Annotated in this window: 11 protein-coding genes; 8 read left to right on the top strand and 3 right to left on the bottom strand. The window is 73.8% G+C overall.

The features are described from left to right. Nucleotides 1-317 precede the first annotated feature (317 nt). The 3 genes from trpC to trpA are packed head-to-tail and all read left to right on the top strand — an operon-like array spanning nt 318 to nt 3,190. The gene (gene trpC / locus FB455_RS01280; protein ID WP_030271968.1) at nt 318-1,121 is read left to right on the top strand and encodes an indole-3-glycerol phosphate synthase TrpC; all 804 of its coding nucleotides are present in this window, start codon (nt 318-320) and stop codon (nt 1,119-1,121) included. Between the two features lie 34 nt (nt 1,122-1,155). Next, entirely contained in the window at nt 1,156-2,382 is a 1,227-nt protein-coding gene (trpB, locus tag FB455_RS01285; protein WP_013287552.1) for a tryptophan synthase subunit beta, read from the top strand. Nucleotides 2,383-2,386: 4 nt separating this feature from the next. Then, complete coding sequence (gene trpA / locus FB455_RS01290) at nt 2,387-3,190, top strand: tryptophan synthase subunit alpha (protein ID WP_013287551.1); 804 nt, start codon at nt 2,387-2,389, stop codon at nt 3,188-3,190. Nucleotides 3,191-3,222: 32 nt separating this feature from the next. On the opposite strand, the gene FB455_RS01295 is transcribed toward trpA, so the two are convergent. Next, a complete protein-coding gene (locus FB455_RS01295; RefSeq protein ID WP_377627809.1) occupies nt 3,223-3,783 on the bottom strand; it encodes an NUDIX hydrolase in 561 nt (186 codons plus the stop codon). Between the two features lie 102 nt (nt 3,784-3,885). Between FB455_RS01295 and lgt the strand changes: the two genes are divergently transcribed. Then, nucleotides 3,886-5,127, top strand: coding sequence for a prolipoprotein diacylglyceryl transferase (lgt, locus tag FB455_RS01300; RefSeq protein WP_145751863.1), 1,242 nt, complete (start codon nt 3,886-3,888; stop codon nt 5,125-5,127). Nucleotides 5,128-5,138: 11 nt separating this feature from the next. After that, on the top strand, nt 5,139-6,326 hold the full coding sequence (locus FB455_RS01305; RefSeq protein ID WP_145751865.1) for an FAD-dependent oxidoreductase: 1,188 nt from the start codon (nt 5,139-5,141) through the stop codon (nt 6,324-6,326). Nucleotides 6,327-6,447: 121 nt separating this feature from the next. Here the strand turns inward: FB455_RS01305 and FB455_RS01310 are convergent, their stop codons facing one another. Then, on the bottom strand, nt 6,448-7,290 hold the full coding sequence (locus tag FB455_RS01310; protein ID WP_145751867.1) for a GNAT family N-acetyltransferase: 843 nt from the start codon (nt 7,288-7,290) through the stop codon (nt 6,448-6,450). 145 nt (nt 7,291-7,435) lie between these two features. Between FB455_RS01310 and gltB the strand changes: the two genes are divergently transcribed. Together gltB and FB455_RS01320 are read left to right on the top strand one after the other, a co-directional pair. Next, entirely contained in the window at nt 7,436-12,103 is a 4,668-nt protein-coding gene (gltB, locus tag FB455_RS01315; protein WP_145751869.1) for a glutamate synthase large subunit, read from the top strand. Further along, complete coding sequence (locus FB455_RS01320) at nt 12,096-13,601, top strand: glutamate synthase subunit beta (RefSeq protein ID WP_145751872.1); 1,506 nt, start codon at nt 12,096-12,098, stop codon at nt 13,599-13,601. Before gltB ends, FB455_RS01320 begins: the two co-directional genes overlap by 8 nt. A 107-nt stretch (nt 13,602-13,708) precedes the next feature. Here the strand turns inward: FB455_RS01320 and FB455_RS01325 are convergent, their stop codons facing one another. After that, nucleotides 13,709-15,244 (bottom strand): M1 family metallopeptidase, encoded by a 1,536-nt coding sequence (locus FB455_RS01325; RefSeq protein WP_145751874.1) that lies wholly within the window; start codon nt 15,242-15,244, stop codon nt 13,709-13,711. Nucleotides 15,245-15,440: 196 nt separating this feature from the next. Between FB455_RS01325 and FB455_RS01330 the strand changes: the two genes are divergently transcribed. Beyond that, nucleotides 15,441-16,226, top strand: a complete 786-nt coding sequence (locus FB455_RS01330) for an SGNH/GDSL hydrolase family protein (RefSeq protein WP_071098356.1) — start codon at nt 15,441-15,443, stop codon at nt 16,224-16,226. Nucleotides 16,227-16,298: the final 72 nt, after the last annotated feature.

The following is a 16,298-nucleotide window of genomic DNA, read 5'->3' on the forward strand; positions in this document are numbered from 1 at the left end:
CCTGGGCAGGGCCGGAGGTCCTTGAGCTTGGTCACAGCCCACCGCCGGAACCCGTCCTGCGGGCCCGCAACGATCGTGGTGAGATAGGGGATGGGTGACGGTCGATGCCAGCGGTGGCGCTGCGTGACATGGCGTTCACCGGAAGTCGGCCATCATGCCACAGCCCATGTCGTGAGGTGCGCCATACCCCCCGGCACTCGTCGCCAGGTGGCGCCCCCTAGCATCGGCCCATGACGCCCGGAGAGGGGAGTCCGTTGGTGACTGCTGAGCATGCGCACGCGGAGGGGGACGACGCCGGAGCGGCGCCGTCCGCAGGGGTGCTCGACGAGATCCTGGCCGGCGTGCGCGAGGACGTGGCCCGGCGCCAGGAGCAGGTTCCGCTGGAGCGGATCCGGGAACTGGCCGCCGCCGCGCCGCCACCGCTGGACGCGTACGCGGCGCTGCGCCGCCCCGGCGTGGCCGTGATCGCCGAGGTGAAGCGCTCGTCGCCGTCCAAGGGGCGGCTGGCCGAGATCGCCGACCCGGCCGACCTGGCCGGTGACTACGCGGCCGGTGGCGCGCGGGCGATCAGCGTGCTGACCGAGGGCCGCTGGTTCGGCGGGTCGCTCGACGACCTCGCCGCGGTGCGGGCCGCGGTGAACGTGCCGGTGCTGCGCAAGGACTTCGTGGTCTCCAGCTACCAGGTGCACGAGGCCCGCGCGCACGGCGCCGACCTGGTGCTGCTGATCGTGGCCGCGCTGGAGCAGAACGTGCTGGTCGGGCTGCTGGAGCGGATCGAGTCGCTCGGCATGACCGCGCTGGTCGAGGTGCACACCGAGGAGGAGGCGGACCGCGCCCTGGAGGCCGGCGCGCAGGTCATCGGCGTGAACGCCCGCGACCTGCGTACCCTGGAGGTCGACCGCTCCGTGTTCGAGCGGATCGCGCCCGGCCTGCCCAGCAGCGTCGTCAAGATCGCCGAGTCCGGGGTGCGCGGTCCGCACGACCTGATCCGGTACGCCTCCGCCGGCGCCGACGCCGTGCTGGTGGGCGAGGGCCTGGTCACCCAGAAGAGCCCGCGCGAAGCCGTCGCCGAGCTGGTCAACGCCGGTAACCACCCGGCCACGCCCCGCCCGGTGCGCTGAGCCGCCGGGCACCCGATCCGAGAGGACGCCCGCGATGAGCGCCGCACCCGCAACCGGCCAGGTCCCCGACGCCGCCGGTCACTTCGGCCGGTTCGGCGGCCGGTTCGTCCCCGAGGCGCTCGTCGCCGCGCTCGACGAGCTGGACGCGGCGTACCGGAAGGCGATGGGCGACGAGGACTTCCTCGCCGAGTTCGACGCGCTGCTGCGCGACTACGCCGGCACGCCCTCGATGCTCTACGAGGCCCGGCGGTTCTCCGCGCAGATCGGCGCGCGGGTCCTGCTCAAGCGGGAGGACCTCAACCACACCGGCGCGCACAAGGTCCGCAACGTGCTGGGCCAGGCGCTGCTCACCAGGCGGATGGGCAAGCGGCGGGTCATCGCGGAGACCGGCGCCGGCCAGCACGGCGTCGCCACCGCCACCGCCGCCGCGCTGTTCGACCTGGAATGCGTCGTCTACATGGGCCAGGTGGACACCGAGCGGCAGGCGCTGAACGTGGCGCGGATGCGGATGCTCGGCGCCACCGTCGTCCCGGTGACCACCGGCTCGCGCACGCTCAAGGACGCGATGAACGAGGCGATGCGGGACTGGGTCGCCAACGTCGACAGCACCCACTACCTGATCGGCACCGCCGCCGGGCCGCACCCGTTCCCGGAGATGGTCCGCGACTTCGTGCGCGGCATCGGCGAGGAGGCGCGCCGGCAGTGCCTGGACCTGACCGGCGCGCTGCCGGACGCGGTGGCGGCCTGCGTCGGCGGCGGCTCCAACGCGCTGGGCATCTTCCACGCGTTCGTGCCGGACGCCGGGGTCCGGCTCTACGGCTTCGAGGCCGGCGGCGAGGGCGTCGACACCGGCCGGCACGCCGCCAGCATCACCGGCGGCTCGTCCGGCGTGCTGCACGGCACCCGCACGTACGTCCTCCAGGACGCCGACGGCCAGACCATCGAGTCGCACTCGATCTCGGCCGGCCTGGACTACCCGGGCGTCGGGCCGGAGCACGCCTGGCTGCACGACACCGGCCGGGCCACCTACCTGCCGGTCGACGACGCCGACGCGATGGCCGCGTTCGAGCTGCTCTGCCGCACCGAGGGCGTGATCCCGGCGATCGAGAGCGCGCACGCGCTCGCCGGCGCCCGCGCGATCGCCCCCCGGCTCGCCGAGGAGCTGGGCCGGGAGCCGGTGATCGTGGTCAACCTGTCCGGGCGGGGCGACAAGGACGTGCACACCGCCGGCGCGTACTTCGGCATCCTCGACAAGGAGTGACAGCGTGAGCCGCATCGGGGTCGCCTTCGACAAGGCGCGGGCGGACGGGCGGGCGGTGCTGGTCGGCTGCATGCCGGCGGGCTTCCCGACCGTCGAGGGCAGCATCGCCGCCATGAAGGCCATGGTCGAGGCGGGCGTGGACGTCATCGAGGTGGAGATCCCGTACTCCGACCCGGTGATGGACGGCCCGGTCATCCAGAAGGCGAGCGACATCGCGCTCGCCGGCGGTGTCCGCGTCGCCGACGCGCTGCGCGTCGTCGAGGCGGTCGCGGCGACCGGGGCGAGCGTGGTCACCATGACCTACTGGAACCCGATCGAGCAGTACGGCGTGGACGCGTTCGCCCGCGACATGGCCGCCGCCGGCGGCACCGGCCTGATCACGCCGGACCTGATCCCGGACGAGGCCGCCGAGTGGCTGGCCGCCTCCGACGCGCACGGCCTGGACCGTACGTTCCTGGTCTCGCCGTCCTCGACCGACGCGCGGCTGCGGATGACCGTCGAGCACTGCCGCGGCTTCGTCTACGCCACCGCGATCATGGGCGTCACCGGCGCCCGCGCGCAGACCTCCGAGGCGGCGCCGATCCTGGTCTCCCGGCTGCGCGAGGTCACCGACATCCCGGTCGGCGTCGGGCTGGGCGTCGGCACCGGCGCGCAGGCCGCCACAGTCGCCGGGTACGCCGACGCGGTGATCGTGGGCAGCGCGCTGGTCCGCTGCGTGCTGGACGCTCCGGACCAGGCTGCCGGCCTGACCGCGCTGCGCAAGCTCAGCGCCGAACTCGCCGAGGGCGTCCGCAACCCCGCTCGCTGACCGCCGGCTCGCCATGCCCTTGATCGACTCCATTACGCCGAGCTGGCGTGGTCATAGACGCCAGGACCCCGCCACTTCGCCGAACTGGTGTCGATCATGCGCGAGCGCGGCTGTCCGTCGCCGGGTGGCGTGAGCGCGTCGGCGGCGGTCGTGTGCCGCAGCACGCCGGCGCGACCGGCGAGCGCGTCCGCGACCGCCGCGCGCGTGGCGGGGGTCAGCGCGCCGGGCAACCCCTTCGCGGGCCACCACTCCGCCAGGCACCCGGCCGCGGGATCGCCCGCGGGCCCGGCATCAACCGGCGCGGCGCGGAACACGTGCACCAGCACGTCGGGGCGGGCGCCGCAGCGCCCGGCCGGCGGCGGAGGCGCCTGCGGGCCGATCACCCGGTAGAGGCCGACCAGGTCGACCGGCGTCACCGCCCAGCCGGTCTCCGTACGGACCGCCCGGACGACGGCGTCCGCCGGGCTCTCGTCGTGACGCAGCCGCCCGCCCGGCAGGCCCCAGCGCCGGGCCCCCTCGGACCGGCGGCAGAGCAGCAGCCGGCCGTACCCGTCGGTGACGACAGCGGCGACCGCCCAGGTGAGCGGGCTCATGGACAAACAGCCTACGACCGTGCAAAACAGAAGTCATCCGACCCGCGCGGCAGGCGGCCCGGGGTGCCGCACACACAGTCCGCACCGGTACCGTGTGCACCCGTGACCCTCGCCCCGATGACCCCACTGGCGGCCATGCCCAGCCCCAGCACCGCCGTCTGGCAGTTCGGTCCGGTTCCGATCCGGGCGTACGCGCTCTGCATCATCCTCGGCATCGTGGTGGCCTGCGTGGTCACCGAGTACCGGCTGCGCCGCCGCGGTGTGGCGCCGGGCGCGGTGCTCGACATCGCCGTCTGGGCCGTGCCCGCGGGCATCATCGGCGCGCGGATCTACCACGTGATCACCTCGCCGGAGAAATACTTCGGCGCCGGCGGTGAGCCGATCAAGGCGCTCTACATCTGGGAGGGCGGTCTCGGCATCTGGGGTGCGGTGGCCGGCGGCGCGGTCGGCGCGTGGCTCGCCGCGCGGCAGCTCGGCATCCCGTTCACCGTCATCGCCGACGCGCTGGCGCCGGGGCTGCCTTTGGCGCAGGCTGTCGGCCGCCTGGGCAACTGGTTCAACAACGAGCTGTACGGCGGGCGGACCACGCTGCCGTGGGGCCTGGAAGTGCACGTGATGGACCCGGACAACCCGGGTCACGCGCTGCGCGACGACGCCGGCAACCCGGTGCTCCAGCCCGGGCTCTACCACCCGACGTTCCTCTACGAGGCGCTCTGGAACGTCGGCGTCGCCGCGCTGGTGCTGTTCCTCGACCGTCGTCTGCGGCTCGGCCGCGGCCGGGCGTTCGCGCTCTACGTGATGGGCTACACGGCGGGCCGGTTCTGGATCGAGCTGATGCGCACCGACGAGGCCAACCTGATCCTCGGCGTACGCCTCAACGTCTGGACCGCCGCGCTGGTCTTCCTCGGCGCGCTCGCCTACTTCATCCGGGTCCGCGGTCCCCGCGAATACCTGGTGCCGGTGGGCGAGCCGGCCCCCGCGACCGGCCCGGCCGGGGACGTGTCCCAGGTCGACCTCTCCGCCCGGGAGGCCGCCGAACGGCCGGCCGCGCCCGAGGGCTACCGGGTGGTGACCGAGGAACAGTTCGACGCGTACCGGCAGACCGGCGTGCTGCCCCCGGTCGACGACGAACGGCCGGAGGCCGCCACCGGGGCCGACGCCGCCACGGACGACGCGGACGAGGCCGGAGGCGCGAGCACCGGCTCCGCCGCCACCGAGGGTGCGGACGCCACCGGCCGCGCGGACGCGGACGGCGACGACACGGACCCGGATCGGGCCGGCGCGGAGCGCACGAACGCCGGCCGGGCCGACAGCGGCGGGCGCCCGGCGGACCGGGACAGCTGAGCGGGGGAGTCATGCGCAGCGCGGTGGTGGTCGGCGCCGGCCTCGGCGGAATGGCGGCGGCCGGTGTGCTGGCCCGGTCGGGCTGGCAGGTCACGCTGCTGGAACGCGCCGACCGGGTCCGCCCGGAGGCGACCGCCGTGGTGCTCTGGCCCAACGGGGTACGCGCGCTGCGCGCCCTCGGTCTGGGCGACGGGCTCGACGCGATCGCCACCCCGCTGCCCGACGGTGGCGTGCGCCGCCCGGACGGGCACTGGCTGGTGCAGGCCCGGTCCACGCCGGCCGAGCGGATGCCGGTGGTAGTGCACCGGGAGGACCTGCACGACGCGCTGATCGCCGGCCTGGGCGACCGGGTCGAGCTGCGTACCGGGGTGACAGTGCGGACCGTACGCGCGGCGTCGGGCGAGCGTCCGGCGGTGGGCGACGGCCGGCACACCTACGAGGCGGACCTGGTGGTGGCCGCCGACGGCACCGACAGCGAGATACGGCGGCACCTCGCCCCGGAGGCCGCCGTGGTCAGCTCAGGGTGCGCGGCCTGGCGGGCGGTCATCCCCTGGTACCGGGCCCCGCAGTTGCCCGACGACCAGCCGGTGCACGGCGAGACGCTCGGCGCCGGATACCGCTTCCTGGCCGCCTCGCTCGGCGAGCGGGGCACTGCGGGCGCGTCCCGCCGGGGCGGCGTCTACTGGGTCGCCACCGCCGCGGGCGCGCCCCGCCCCGAGCCGCCGGAGATCCAGCTCGCGCTGCTGAAGCGCTGGTTCGCGGGCTGGCCCGCCCCGATCGGCACGCTGCTGGAGGCGACCGACCCGGAGGACGTCGTCCAGCAGGAGATCCGCGAGCTGCGCCCGCTACCGAAGGCGTACGGCTTCCCGGCCGGTCCGGGCGGCGTGGTGCTGCTGGGCGACGCCGCGCACGCCATGCCGCCGCACCTCGGCCAGGGCGCCTGCCTGGCGTTCGAGGACGCCGCGACGCTGGCCGGGCTGCTACGGGAGTCGCGGCTGCCTGACGCGGTGACCGCGTACGACAGGTTGCGCCGCCCCCGCGCGGCCACGATGGTCCGGCAGACCCGGCGGATGTCGGCGGTCCTGCAGGCCCGGGGCCGGCTGGCGCTGCGCGCGCGGGACGCGGCTCTGGGCACGATCAGCCCGCGCCTGCGCAACACCGCCGCCGCGGCGGCCGCCGCCTGGCAGCCGCCGTCCTGACCGTCCGCGCGCGGCCTGTCTGCGTTCGGCCGTCCCTCGGGCGGCACGGCTCCCCGGCGGCCCGGCCCGCAGTCGGCGCGGTCCCCGGGCGATCGGCCCGGCCCGACAGCCGGGTAAGTAGTCAGATGACGGCGGCGGGCTCGGCGATGCAGGCGGTGCCGATCCGGCGGAATCCGACCCGCAGGTAGACGCGGGCGATGTCCTCGCTGCCGGCGCTCAGGAAGATCAGGTCGGTGCCGGCGGCGCGCAGTTCCCGCGCGAGCGTGGCGGTCACCGCCGCGCCCAGTCCGCGCTGCCGGGCGGACGGCAGCGTGGCCACCCCGGCGATCTCCGCCACGTCGTCGACCCGCATCGCCATCCCGCTGGCGAGCGCGCCCTCGTCGAGCGTCTCGGCGAGCACCGAGATACGCCGCCCGTCGGCGACCCGGGTCGCCTCCTCCTCCAGCGCCGCCACGTCCAGCTGGGCGAGGGCGGCGTCCCGCTCGGCCGGTCCGGCGTCGCCGCGCGCGGTGCCGCCGTTGGCGAAGCCGACCGCCGCGACGGCCCGTCGCAGCGCGATGTCCGCCGCGAAGCCGGGGTCGCCGGGGTCCAGCACCCGCACCGGTACGTCGCTGAACGTCCCCGGATCGGGCAGCCGCTCCGGCTCCAGCAGCATCAGCGGCGCCTCCAGCACGCTGAGCCCGGCCGAGCGGGCCACCGCCAGCAGGTCGGGCTGGTGCTCGTGCACCCACTCGAACGCCTCCGGCAGGCCCAGCTCCCGCTGCCGGGCGCGGACCGCTGTCACGTCGGCGAGCGTGGGATGCTCGGTGGCGTCGAGCCGGGGCCGGGCGTAGAACGGCCAGCCGTCCCCGTCGCGGACGAACAGCACCAGGGCGCCGTAATCCTCGGTCCGGGCCCCGTCGCGGGGCACCGCGTCGTAGAACCGCTCCAACCGGTCGAGTACGTCAGCGCGTGCGAGATCCACCGCGCGAGACTACACGTCCCAGCATCTGGAAGTGTGATCAATCTGAACTGGCCTTGCGCCGGAAGCCCTAACGTAGACTCAATAAACCGCAGAGGGCCGACGTCGTCCCCACCATGATCCATCCTGAGTGACGACAGGAGGCCCGGTGGCCTTTCCGTACCCTCACAGCCCGCAGTCGGCCCCACACACGACCGGGCTCTACGACCCCGCGTACGAGCACGACGCCTGCGGTGTGGCCTTCGTGGCCGACCTGCACGGGCGGCGCTCGCACCAGGTCGTCGCGAACGGCCTCGGGGCGCTGTGCCGGCTGGACCACCGGGGCGCCCGGGGCGCGGAGCACAACACCGGGGACGGCGCCGGCATCATGATCCAGGTGCCGGACGCGTTCCTGCGCGGCAGCGTCGACTTCTCGCTGCCCCCGGCCGGCCAGTACGCCACCGGCCTGGTGTTCCTGCCCGACGACGACGCGGCCGAGGCCCGCGCCCGCCAGGTGGTCGACAAGTACGCGCTGGTCGAGGGCGCCGACGTGCTCGGCTGGCGCGAGGTGCCGACCGACCCGTCCGGCCTGGGCGAGACCGCGCTCGCGGCGATGCCCCGGGTCCGGCAGCTGTTCGTGGCCGCGCACCGGCTGACCGGCTCGCCGGACGGCCCGGCCGGCTCCCCGCTGACCGGGCTCGACCTGGACCGGGTGGCGTTCTGCCTGCGCAAGCAGGTCGAGCGGGAGACCGCCGAGCGGGGCGTGCCGGCGTACTTCCCGTCGCTGTCCGGCCGCACCATGGTGTGGAAGGGCATGCTCACCCCGGACCAGCTCCCCGCGTTCTACCCGGAGCTGACCGACGAGCGGGTGGTCAGCGCCATCGCGCTGGTGCACTCGCGCTTCTCCACGAACACGTTCCCGTCCTGGCCGCTGGCGCACCCGTACCGCTTCATCGCGCACAACGGCGAGATCAACACGATCCGCGGCAACCGGAACTGGATGCAGGCCCGCGAGGCCTTGCTCCGGAGCCCGAGCATTCCGGGCAACATCCGCCGGGTCTTCCCGGTGTGCACCCCGGCGGCGTCCGACTCGGCCAACTTCGACGAGGTGCTCGAACTGCTGCACCTGGCCGGGCGGAGCCTGCCGCACGCGGTGCTCATGATGATCCCCGAGGCGTGGGAGAACGACCCGGACATGCGCGCCGACAAGCGCGCGTTCTACCGCTTCCACGCCAGCCTGATGGAGCCGTGGGACGGCCCGGCGTCGGTCGCGTTCACCGACGGCGAGATCGTCGGCGCGGTGCTGGACCGCAACGGCCTGCGGCCGGGCCGCTGGTGGCACACCGCCGACGGCCTGGTGGTGCTGGGCAGCGAGGCGGGCGTGCTCGACCTCGACCCGGCCACCGTGGTCGCCAAGGGCCGCCTCCAGCCGGGCAAGATGTTCCTTGTCGACACCGTCAACGGCCGGATCGTCTCCGACGACGAGATCAAGACCGAGCTGGCCGCCGAGCAGCCGTACCAGGAGTGGCTGCACGCCGGCCTGATCGAGCTGGACGACCTGCCGCCGCGCGAGCACACCGTCTACACCCACGACTCGGTACGCCGCCGCCAGCAGACGTTCGGCTACACCGAGGAGGAGCTGAAGATCCTGCTCGGCCCGATGGCCCGCAGCGGCGCCGAGCCGATCGGCTCGATGGGCACGGACACGCCGATCGCCCCGCTGTCCACCCGGCCGCGTCTGCTCTACGACTACTTCCATCAGCTCTTCGCGCAGGTCACCAACCCGCCGCTGGACGCCATCCGGGAGGAGCTGGTGACCAGCCTGGCGTCCACCATCGGGCCGGAGGGCAACCTGCTCGACCCGGGCCCGGCGAGCTGCCGGCAGATCGTGCTGCCGTACCCGGTGATCGACAACGACGAGCTGGCCAAGATCCTGTCCATCGACGAGGACGGCGACCTGCCCGGCTTCAAGGCGGTCCGGGTCTCCGGGCTCTACCGCCTGCGCGACGGCGGCGCCGGCATCAAGGCGCGGCTGACCGAGATCTGCCGGCACGTCTCCGAGGCGATCGAGGACGGCGTCCGCATCCTGGTGCTCTCCGACCGGGACTCCAACGCCGACCTGGCGCCGATCCCGTCGCTGCTGCTCACCGCCGCGGTGCACCAGCACCTGGTCCGCGAGCAGACCCGTACCCAGGTGGCGCTGATCGTCGAGTCCGGCGACTGCCGCGAGGTGCACCACGCGGCGGTGCTGATCGGGTACGGCGCGGCGGCGGTCAACCCGTACCTGGCCTTCGAGTCGGTGGAGGACATGATCTCCACCGGCGTGCTGGCCGGCGTGGACCGGGTCAAGGCCGTCCGCAACTACGTCAAGGCGCTCGGCAAGGGCGTCCTGAAGATCATGTCCAAGATGGGCATCTCGACCGTGTCGTCGTACTGCGGCGCGCAGGTCTTCGAGGCGGTCGGCCTGGACACCCGCCTGGTCCACAGGTACTTCCGGGGCACCCCGAGCACCATCGGCGGCATCGGCCTGAACGAGATCCACGCCGAGGTGGCGGCCCGGCACGCGCGGGCCTGGCCGGCACCGGGCGCGCAGGCCACCGACCGGCTGGAGGTCGGCGGCGAGTACCAGTGGCGCCGCGAGGGCGAACTGCACCTGTTCAACCCGGAGACGGTCTTCCTGCTCCAGCACGCCACCCGCAGCCGCCAGTACGACGTGTTCCGGCAGTACACCGCCAAGGTCGACGAGCTGGCCGCACAGGCGGGCTCGCTGCGCGGGCTGTTCACGCTGCGCACCGGCGTCCGCCCGGCGGTGCCGCTGGACGAGGTCGAGCCGGCCACCGAGATCGTCAAGCGCTTCGCCACCGGCGCCATGTCGTACGGGTCGATCTCGGCGGAGGCGCACGAGACGCTGGCCATCGCGATGAACCGGCTCGGCGGCAAGTCCAACACCGGCGAGGGCGGCGAGGACGTCGAGCGGCTGCACGACCCGGCGCGGCGCTCCGCGGTCAAGCAGATCGCCAGCGGCCGGTTCGGCGTGACCAGCGAATACCTCGTCAATGCCGACGACCTCCAGATCAAGATGGCGCAGGGCGCCAAGCCCGGCGAGGGCGGGCAGCTACCAGGCAACAAGGTCTGGCCGTGGATCGCCCGGACCCGGCACGCCACCCCCGGCGTCGGCCTGATCTCCCCGCCGCCGCACCACGACATCTACTCCATCGAGGACCTGGCCCAGCTCGTCCACGACCTGAAGTGCGTCAACCCGGCCGCCCGGGTGCACGTCAAGCTGGTCAGCGAGGTGGGCGTGGGCACCGTCGCGGCGGGCGTGGCCAAGCTCAAGGCCGACGTCATCCTGATCTCCGGGCACGACGGCGGCACCGGCGCGTCCCCGCTCAACTCGCTCAAGCACGCCGGCACCCCGTGGGAGCTGGGCCTGGCCGAGGCGCAGCAGACGCTGCTGCTCAACAAGCTGCGCGACCGGGTGACGGTGCAGGTCGACGGCCAGCTCAAGACCGGCCGGGACGTGCTCATCGCGGCGCTGCTCGGCGCCGAGGAGTTCGGCTTCGCCACCGCGCCGCTGATCGTCGAGGGCTGCGTGATGATGCGGGTGTGCCACCTGGACACCTGTCCGGTCGGCATCGCCACCCAGAACCCGGTGCTGCGTGAGCGCTTCACCGGCAAGCCGGAGTTCGTGGAGAACTTCTTCCTGTTCCTCGCCGAGGAGGTCCGCGGCTACCTGGCCGAGCTGGGCTTCCGCAGCATCGACGAGGCGATCGGCCACACCGAGCTGCTCGACGTGGCCGGCGCGATCGACCACTGGAAGGGCCACGGGCTCGACCTGAGCCGTGTGCTGCACCTGCCGGAGCTGCCCGAGGGCGCGGCCCGCCGGGGCGTACGCGCCCAGGACCACGGCCTCGACGCGGCGCTGGACAACCGGCTCATCGAGCTGGCCGGGCCGGCGCTGCGCGACAGTACCCCGGTGCGGGTCGAGGTCGAGGTCCGCAACGAGCACCGCAGCGTCGGCGCCATGCTCGGCGGCGAGGTGACCCGCCGCTTCGGCGGCGACGGGCTGCCCGACGACACGATCGAGTTCCGGCTGCGCGGCACCGCCGGCCAGTCGTTCGGCGCGTTCCTGCCGCGCGGGGTCACGCTGCGCCTGTACGGCGACGCCAACGACTACGTCGGCAAGGGACTGTCCGGCGGCCGGATCGTGGTCCGGCCGGACGCCGACGCGCCGTTCGCCGGCGTGGACGCCACGCCGGGCCGCCGCGCCGAGGACCAGATCATCGCCGGCAACACCATCCTGTACGGCGCCACCGGCGGCGAGGTGTTCCTGCGCGGCCGGGTGGGGGAGCGGTTCGCGGTGCGCAACTCCGGCGCGGTCGCGGTGGTCGAGGGCCTCGGCGACCACGGCTGCGAGTACATGACCGGCGGCACCGTCGTGGTGCTCGGGCCGACCGGGCGCAACTTCGCCGCCGGCATGTCCGGTGGCACCGCGTTCGTGCACCGGCTCGACCAGCGGCTGGTGAACGCCGAGCTGGTCGACCTGTCGCCGCTGCGGGACGAGGAACGCGACCGGCTGCACGAGCTGGTCCAGCGGCACTTCGCCGAGACCGACTCGGCCGTCGCCGAGGACCTGCTCAAGCGCTGGCCGCAGGCGGTGGAGGAGTTCACCGCAGTGGTGCCCCGGGACTACCGCCGGGTCATGGAGATCATGCGGGCCGCCGAAGCCGCCGGCCGAGACGTCGACGACGCGGTGATGAGTGCGCTCAGCGTGCCGTCGGCCGCGCCGGTACCGCCCGCGCCCCGGGCGGTCGCCCAGGAGGTGGCTCGTGCCTGACCCGAACGGTTTCCTGCGCTACGACCGGCGGCTGCCGGCCCGCCGTCCGGTGCCGGTGCGCATCTCCGACTGGCGGGAGGTCTACCCGCCGGCCGGTGAGGAGCTGATCCGCGAGCAGGCCACCCGGTGCATGGACTGCGGCATCCCGTTCTGCCACGACGGTTGCCCGCTGGGCAACCGCATCCCGGACTGGAACGACCTGGTCCGCACCGGCAACTGGGACGCCGCGGTGGAGTCGCTGCACGCCACGAACAACTTCCCCGAGTTCACCGGCCGGCTCTGCCCGGCGCCGTGCGAGGCGGCCTGCGTGCTCGGCCTCGGCGGCCAGCAGCCGGTCACCATCAAGCAGGTCGAGGTGGAGATCGCCGACGCGGCAGTGGCCCGCGACGGCCTGCGGCCCCGGCCCGCGTCCACCCCGACCGGGCGGTCGGTGGCGGTGGTCGGCTCCGGCCCGGCCGGGCTGGCCGCCGCGCAGCAGCTCGCCCGCGCCGGTCACACGGTCACCGTGTACGAGCGCGACGACGCGATCGGCGGCCTGCTCCGCTACGGCATCCCCGACTTCAAGCTGGAGAAGCAGCACATCGACAAGCGGCTGGCCCAGCTCACCGCCGAGGGTGTGCGCTTCCGGACCGGCGTCGAGGTCGGCGTCGACGTGACCGCCGAGCAGTTGCGCGCCGAGCACGACGCGGTGCTGCTGGCCTGCGGCGCGTTGCAGGGCCGGGACACCCCGGAGACGCCGGGCCGTGAGCTGCGCGGCGTGCACCAGGCGATGGCGCACCTGGTCGCCGCGAACCGGGTGGTGGCCGCCGCCGGGGACGGGCGGCCCGCTCTCGCCACGTTGCCCGACGGTACGCCGATCGACGCCGCCGGCAAGCACGTGGTGATCATCGGTGGTGGCGACACCGCCGCGGACTGCCTCGGTGTGGCGCACCGGCAGGGCGCGGCCGGCGTCCACCAGCTCGACCTCTACCCGGAGCCGCCGTCGGAGCGGGACGCGGAGCGCGACCCGTGGCCGACCTGGCCGTGGGTGCTGCGCAACTACCCGGCGCACGAGGAGGGCGGCGAGCGGGTCTTCGCCGTCGCGGTGCAGGAGTTCGTGGACGACGGCACCGGCCGGGTCCGCGCGGTCCGGATCGCCGAGGTGACAGTGGAGAAGGTGGACGGTCGCCGCATCGTCACGCCGCTGCCCGGCTCCGAGCGGGAGATCCCGGCCGACCTGGTGCTGCTCGCCATCGGTTTCGAGGGCACCGAGGAACAGCCGCTGCTGGCCCAGTTCGGGGTGACCCGCAACCGCCGGGGCGCGATCGACTCCGGCCCCGACTGGCAGGCCGCCGACGGTGTCTTCGTCGCCGGTGACATGCACCGGGGCGCGTCGCTGATCGTCTGGGCGATCGCCGAGGGACGCGCCGCGGCGGCGGCGATCCACGCGTACCTGGGCGGGGTGGGCGAGCTGCCCGCCCCTGTCGACCCGGCCCGCCAGCCGCTCGCCGCCAGGTGAAAGGAAGGGCCCCCTCTTAACGCCTCAGGTAGAGGAGGGGGCCCTTCTTAACATCCGCCGCCGCGCGGCGCGCTGTCCGTGGACGACGCGCCGCGCGGCGGCGGATGTCAGCGGCCGAGCAGGTCGTGCGCGGCCCGGATCTTCGCCCACGAGGCCGGCTGCGCCGGTGCGGCTGTCGTCCGCGCGGCGGTCGCCACGTCGGGCCGGCCGGGCGTGAACAGCCAGGTGGTGAACACCGCGTCGAGATCCCGTCCGGAGATCCGCTCGGCGAGCGCCTGGAACTGCGCGACGGTGCCGTTGCCGTACTGCCGCTTGGCCGTCCAGGTGCGCAGGATGCGGAAGAACGCCGCGTCACCGACGGCGAGCCGGATCTGGTGCAGCGCCATCGCGCCCCGGTCGTAGACGGCGGCGTCGAAGATCCCGCTCGGCCCCGGGTCGCCGGGGCACACCTGCCAGAACTCGGAGTCGGCCGGGTAGCTGTCGTAGGTGAAGTCGAACAGCTCCTGCGCGGTGCCCTCGCCCTGCTCCTCCGACCAGAGCCACTCGGCGTACGAGGCGAAGCCCTCGTTGAGCCAGATGTGCCGCCAGGCGGCCACCGACACCGAGTCGCCGAACCACTGGTGGGCGTTCTCGTGCACCACCACGTACGTGTTGGCGCCGCGCCGCCAGAAGCCCGGGCCGTAGACCGGGCGGGTCTGCGTCTCCAGCGCGAACCCGATGCCGTCGACCGGCCCGGCCACGCCGCCCTGCGCCTCGAACGGGTACGGGCCGAACAGCCCGCTCTCCCAGTCGACGATCTCGGCGGTGCGTTCGATGCTGGCCCGCGCGGCGGGCAGGCGTTCGCCCAGCGTGGTGCTGTACGCGTTGACCACCGGCTGCCCGTTCGGCGCGGTGCCGGTGACGATGTCGTACTGCCCGATCGCGAGGAACGCCTGGTACGTGGCGCCGGGCTTGACGCTGCGCCAGCTCCACCGGGTGCGGTTGCCGGCCTCGGGCAGCGGGTCGCGCGGCTGCACGCCGTTGCTGATCACCTCGACGCCGGTCGGCACCGACACCGAGACGTCCCAGGTGGCCTTGTCCTTCGGGTGGTCGTTGCTCGGGTACCACCACCAGGCCGACTCGGGCTCGTTGACGGCGAGCGCCCCGTCGGCGGTACGCGTCCACGCCGTGTAGCCGTAGACGGTGGTCTGCGACGGCACGCCGGCGTACCTCACCACGACGGTGAGCTGCTGGCCCTTCGTCAGCGGCCGGGCCGGGGTGATCACCAGCTCGTGGTCGCCGGCCCGGGCGAACCCGGCGACCCACCCGTTCACCCGCACCGACTCGACGTCGAGGGCGAAGTCCAGGTTGAACCGGGACAGGTCCTTCGTGGCGGTGGCGAGGATCGTGGTGGTGCCGCTGAGCCGGTCGGTGGCCGGCTCGTAGCGCAGCCGTATGTCGTAGTGGCCGACGTCGTAGCCGCCGTTGCCGTAGTCGGGGAAGTAGCTGTCGCCCAGCCCGGGACTGCCCGGCGTCGGGGTGGCCGCCGCGGGTTGCGGCCGGCCCCAGCCGGTGGGGGCGGCCTGGCCGGGGGCACCGGTCACTGTGGTGCCGGCTGCGGTGAGGGTCAGGGCGGCGATGGCCGCCGTGAGTGCGCGTCGCACGGTGGGACTCCCTCCGTCGGGTGTCGTCACCGTCAAACTAATCGACACATGTGAACGTATCTGTCCTTCCGGCCGATCGGGGCTATTCAATTTCGACGAATGTTTCGATAGCATTACCGACCAGTAACAGCACCGATCCCTCGGCCACGCGCGCGGTCAACGGGCTCCACCACCCCTGCCCCGTGGAGGCTCTGCCATGCCCCGTCGCGTCCGTACCGTGTTCGCCGCCCTCCTGGCGGCCGTACTCGGCGCCGTGCTCCTGCCCGGCGCCGCCCGGGCGGCCACCGTCAACTACGTCGCCCTCGGCGACTCCTACTCCTCCGGGGTCGGCGCCGGCCCGTACGACCTGTCCACCTGCCTGCGCAGCCAGAAGTCGTACGCCCCGCTCTGGGCCGCCGCCCATTCGGTCACCAGCTTCAAGTTCCCGGCCTGCGGAGGCGCGGTCACCGCCGACGTGCTGGCCAACCAGGTCGGCCAGCTCAGCAGCAGCACCACGCTGGTCACCATCACCATCGGCGGCAACGACGCGGGCTTCGCCGACGTGATGACCAGTTGCCGCTTCGGCAGCACGTCCAGTTGCGAGAGCGCGGTGAACGAGTCGAAGGCGTTCGCCACCGCCACGCTGCCCGCCCGGCTCGACGCCACGTACACCGCGATCCGCAACCGGGCCCCGAACGCCCGGCTGGTGGTGCTCGGCTACCCGCGGCTGTTCGAGACCGGCTCCTGTGGACTGCTCGCCATGAGCAGCTACAAGCGCACCATCCTCAACCAGGCCGCCGACACGCTCAACGGCGTCATCTCCGGCCGGGCCACCGCCGCCGGGGGCACCTTCGTCGACGCGCGGCCGTTCTTCGCCGGGCACGGCGTGTGCGCCGCCGAGCCGTGGATCCGCGACGTCAGCGGCGTCATCGAGGCGTACCACCCGAACGCCAACGGCTACCGCTACGGCTACCTGGCCGCGCTGACCGCCGCCATCGGCTGATCCGCACGCGAGGAGGGCCCCGCTCGACACCCGTCCGTCGAGCGGGGCCCCGCGGTGCCGGGTTGCATCGAA

The sequence above is a fragment of the Micromonospora sp. CNZ296 genome (assembly GCF_007827635.1).

Bases quoted from the DNA above. Each gene is read 5' to 3' on its own strand.
- trpB (WP_013287552.1), top strand. From the start codon at position 1,156: ATGAGCGCCGCACCCGCAACCGGCCAGGTCCCCGACGCCGCCGGTCAC.
- FB455_RS01295 (WP_377627809.1), bottom strand. From the start codon at position 3,783: ATGAGCCCGCTCACCTGGGCGGTCGCCGCTGTCGTCACCGACGGGTAC.
- FB455_RS01330 (WP_071098356.1), top strand. From the start codon at position 15,441: ATGCCCCGTCGCGTCCGTACCGTGTTCGCCGCCCTCCTGGCGGCCGTA.
- FB455_RS01305 (WP_145751865.1), top strand. From the start codon at position 5,139: ATGCGCAGCGCGGTGGTGGTCGGCGCCGGCCTCGGCGGAATGGCGGCG.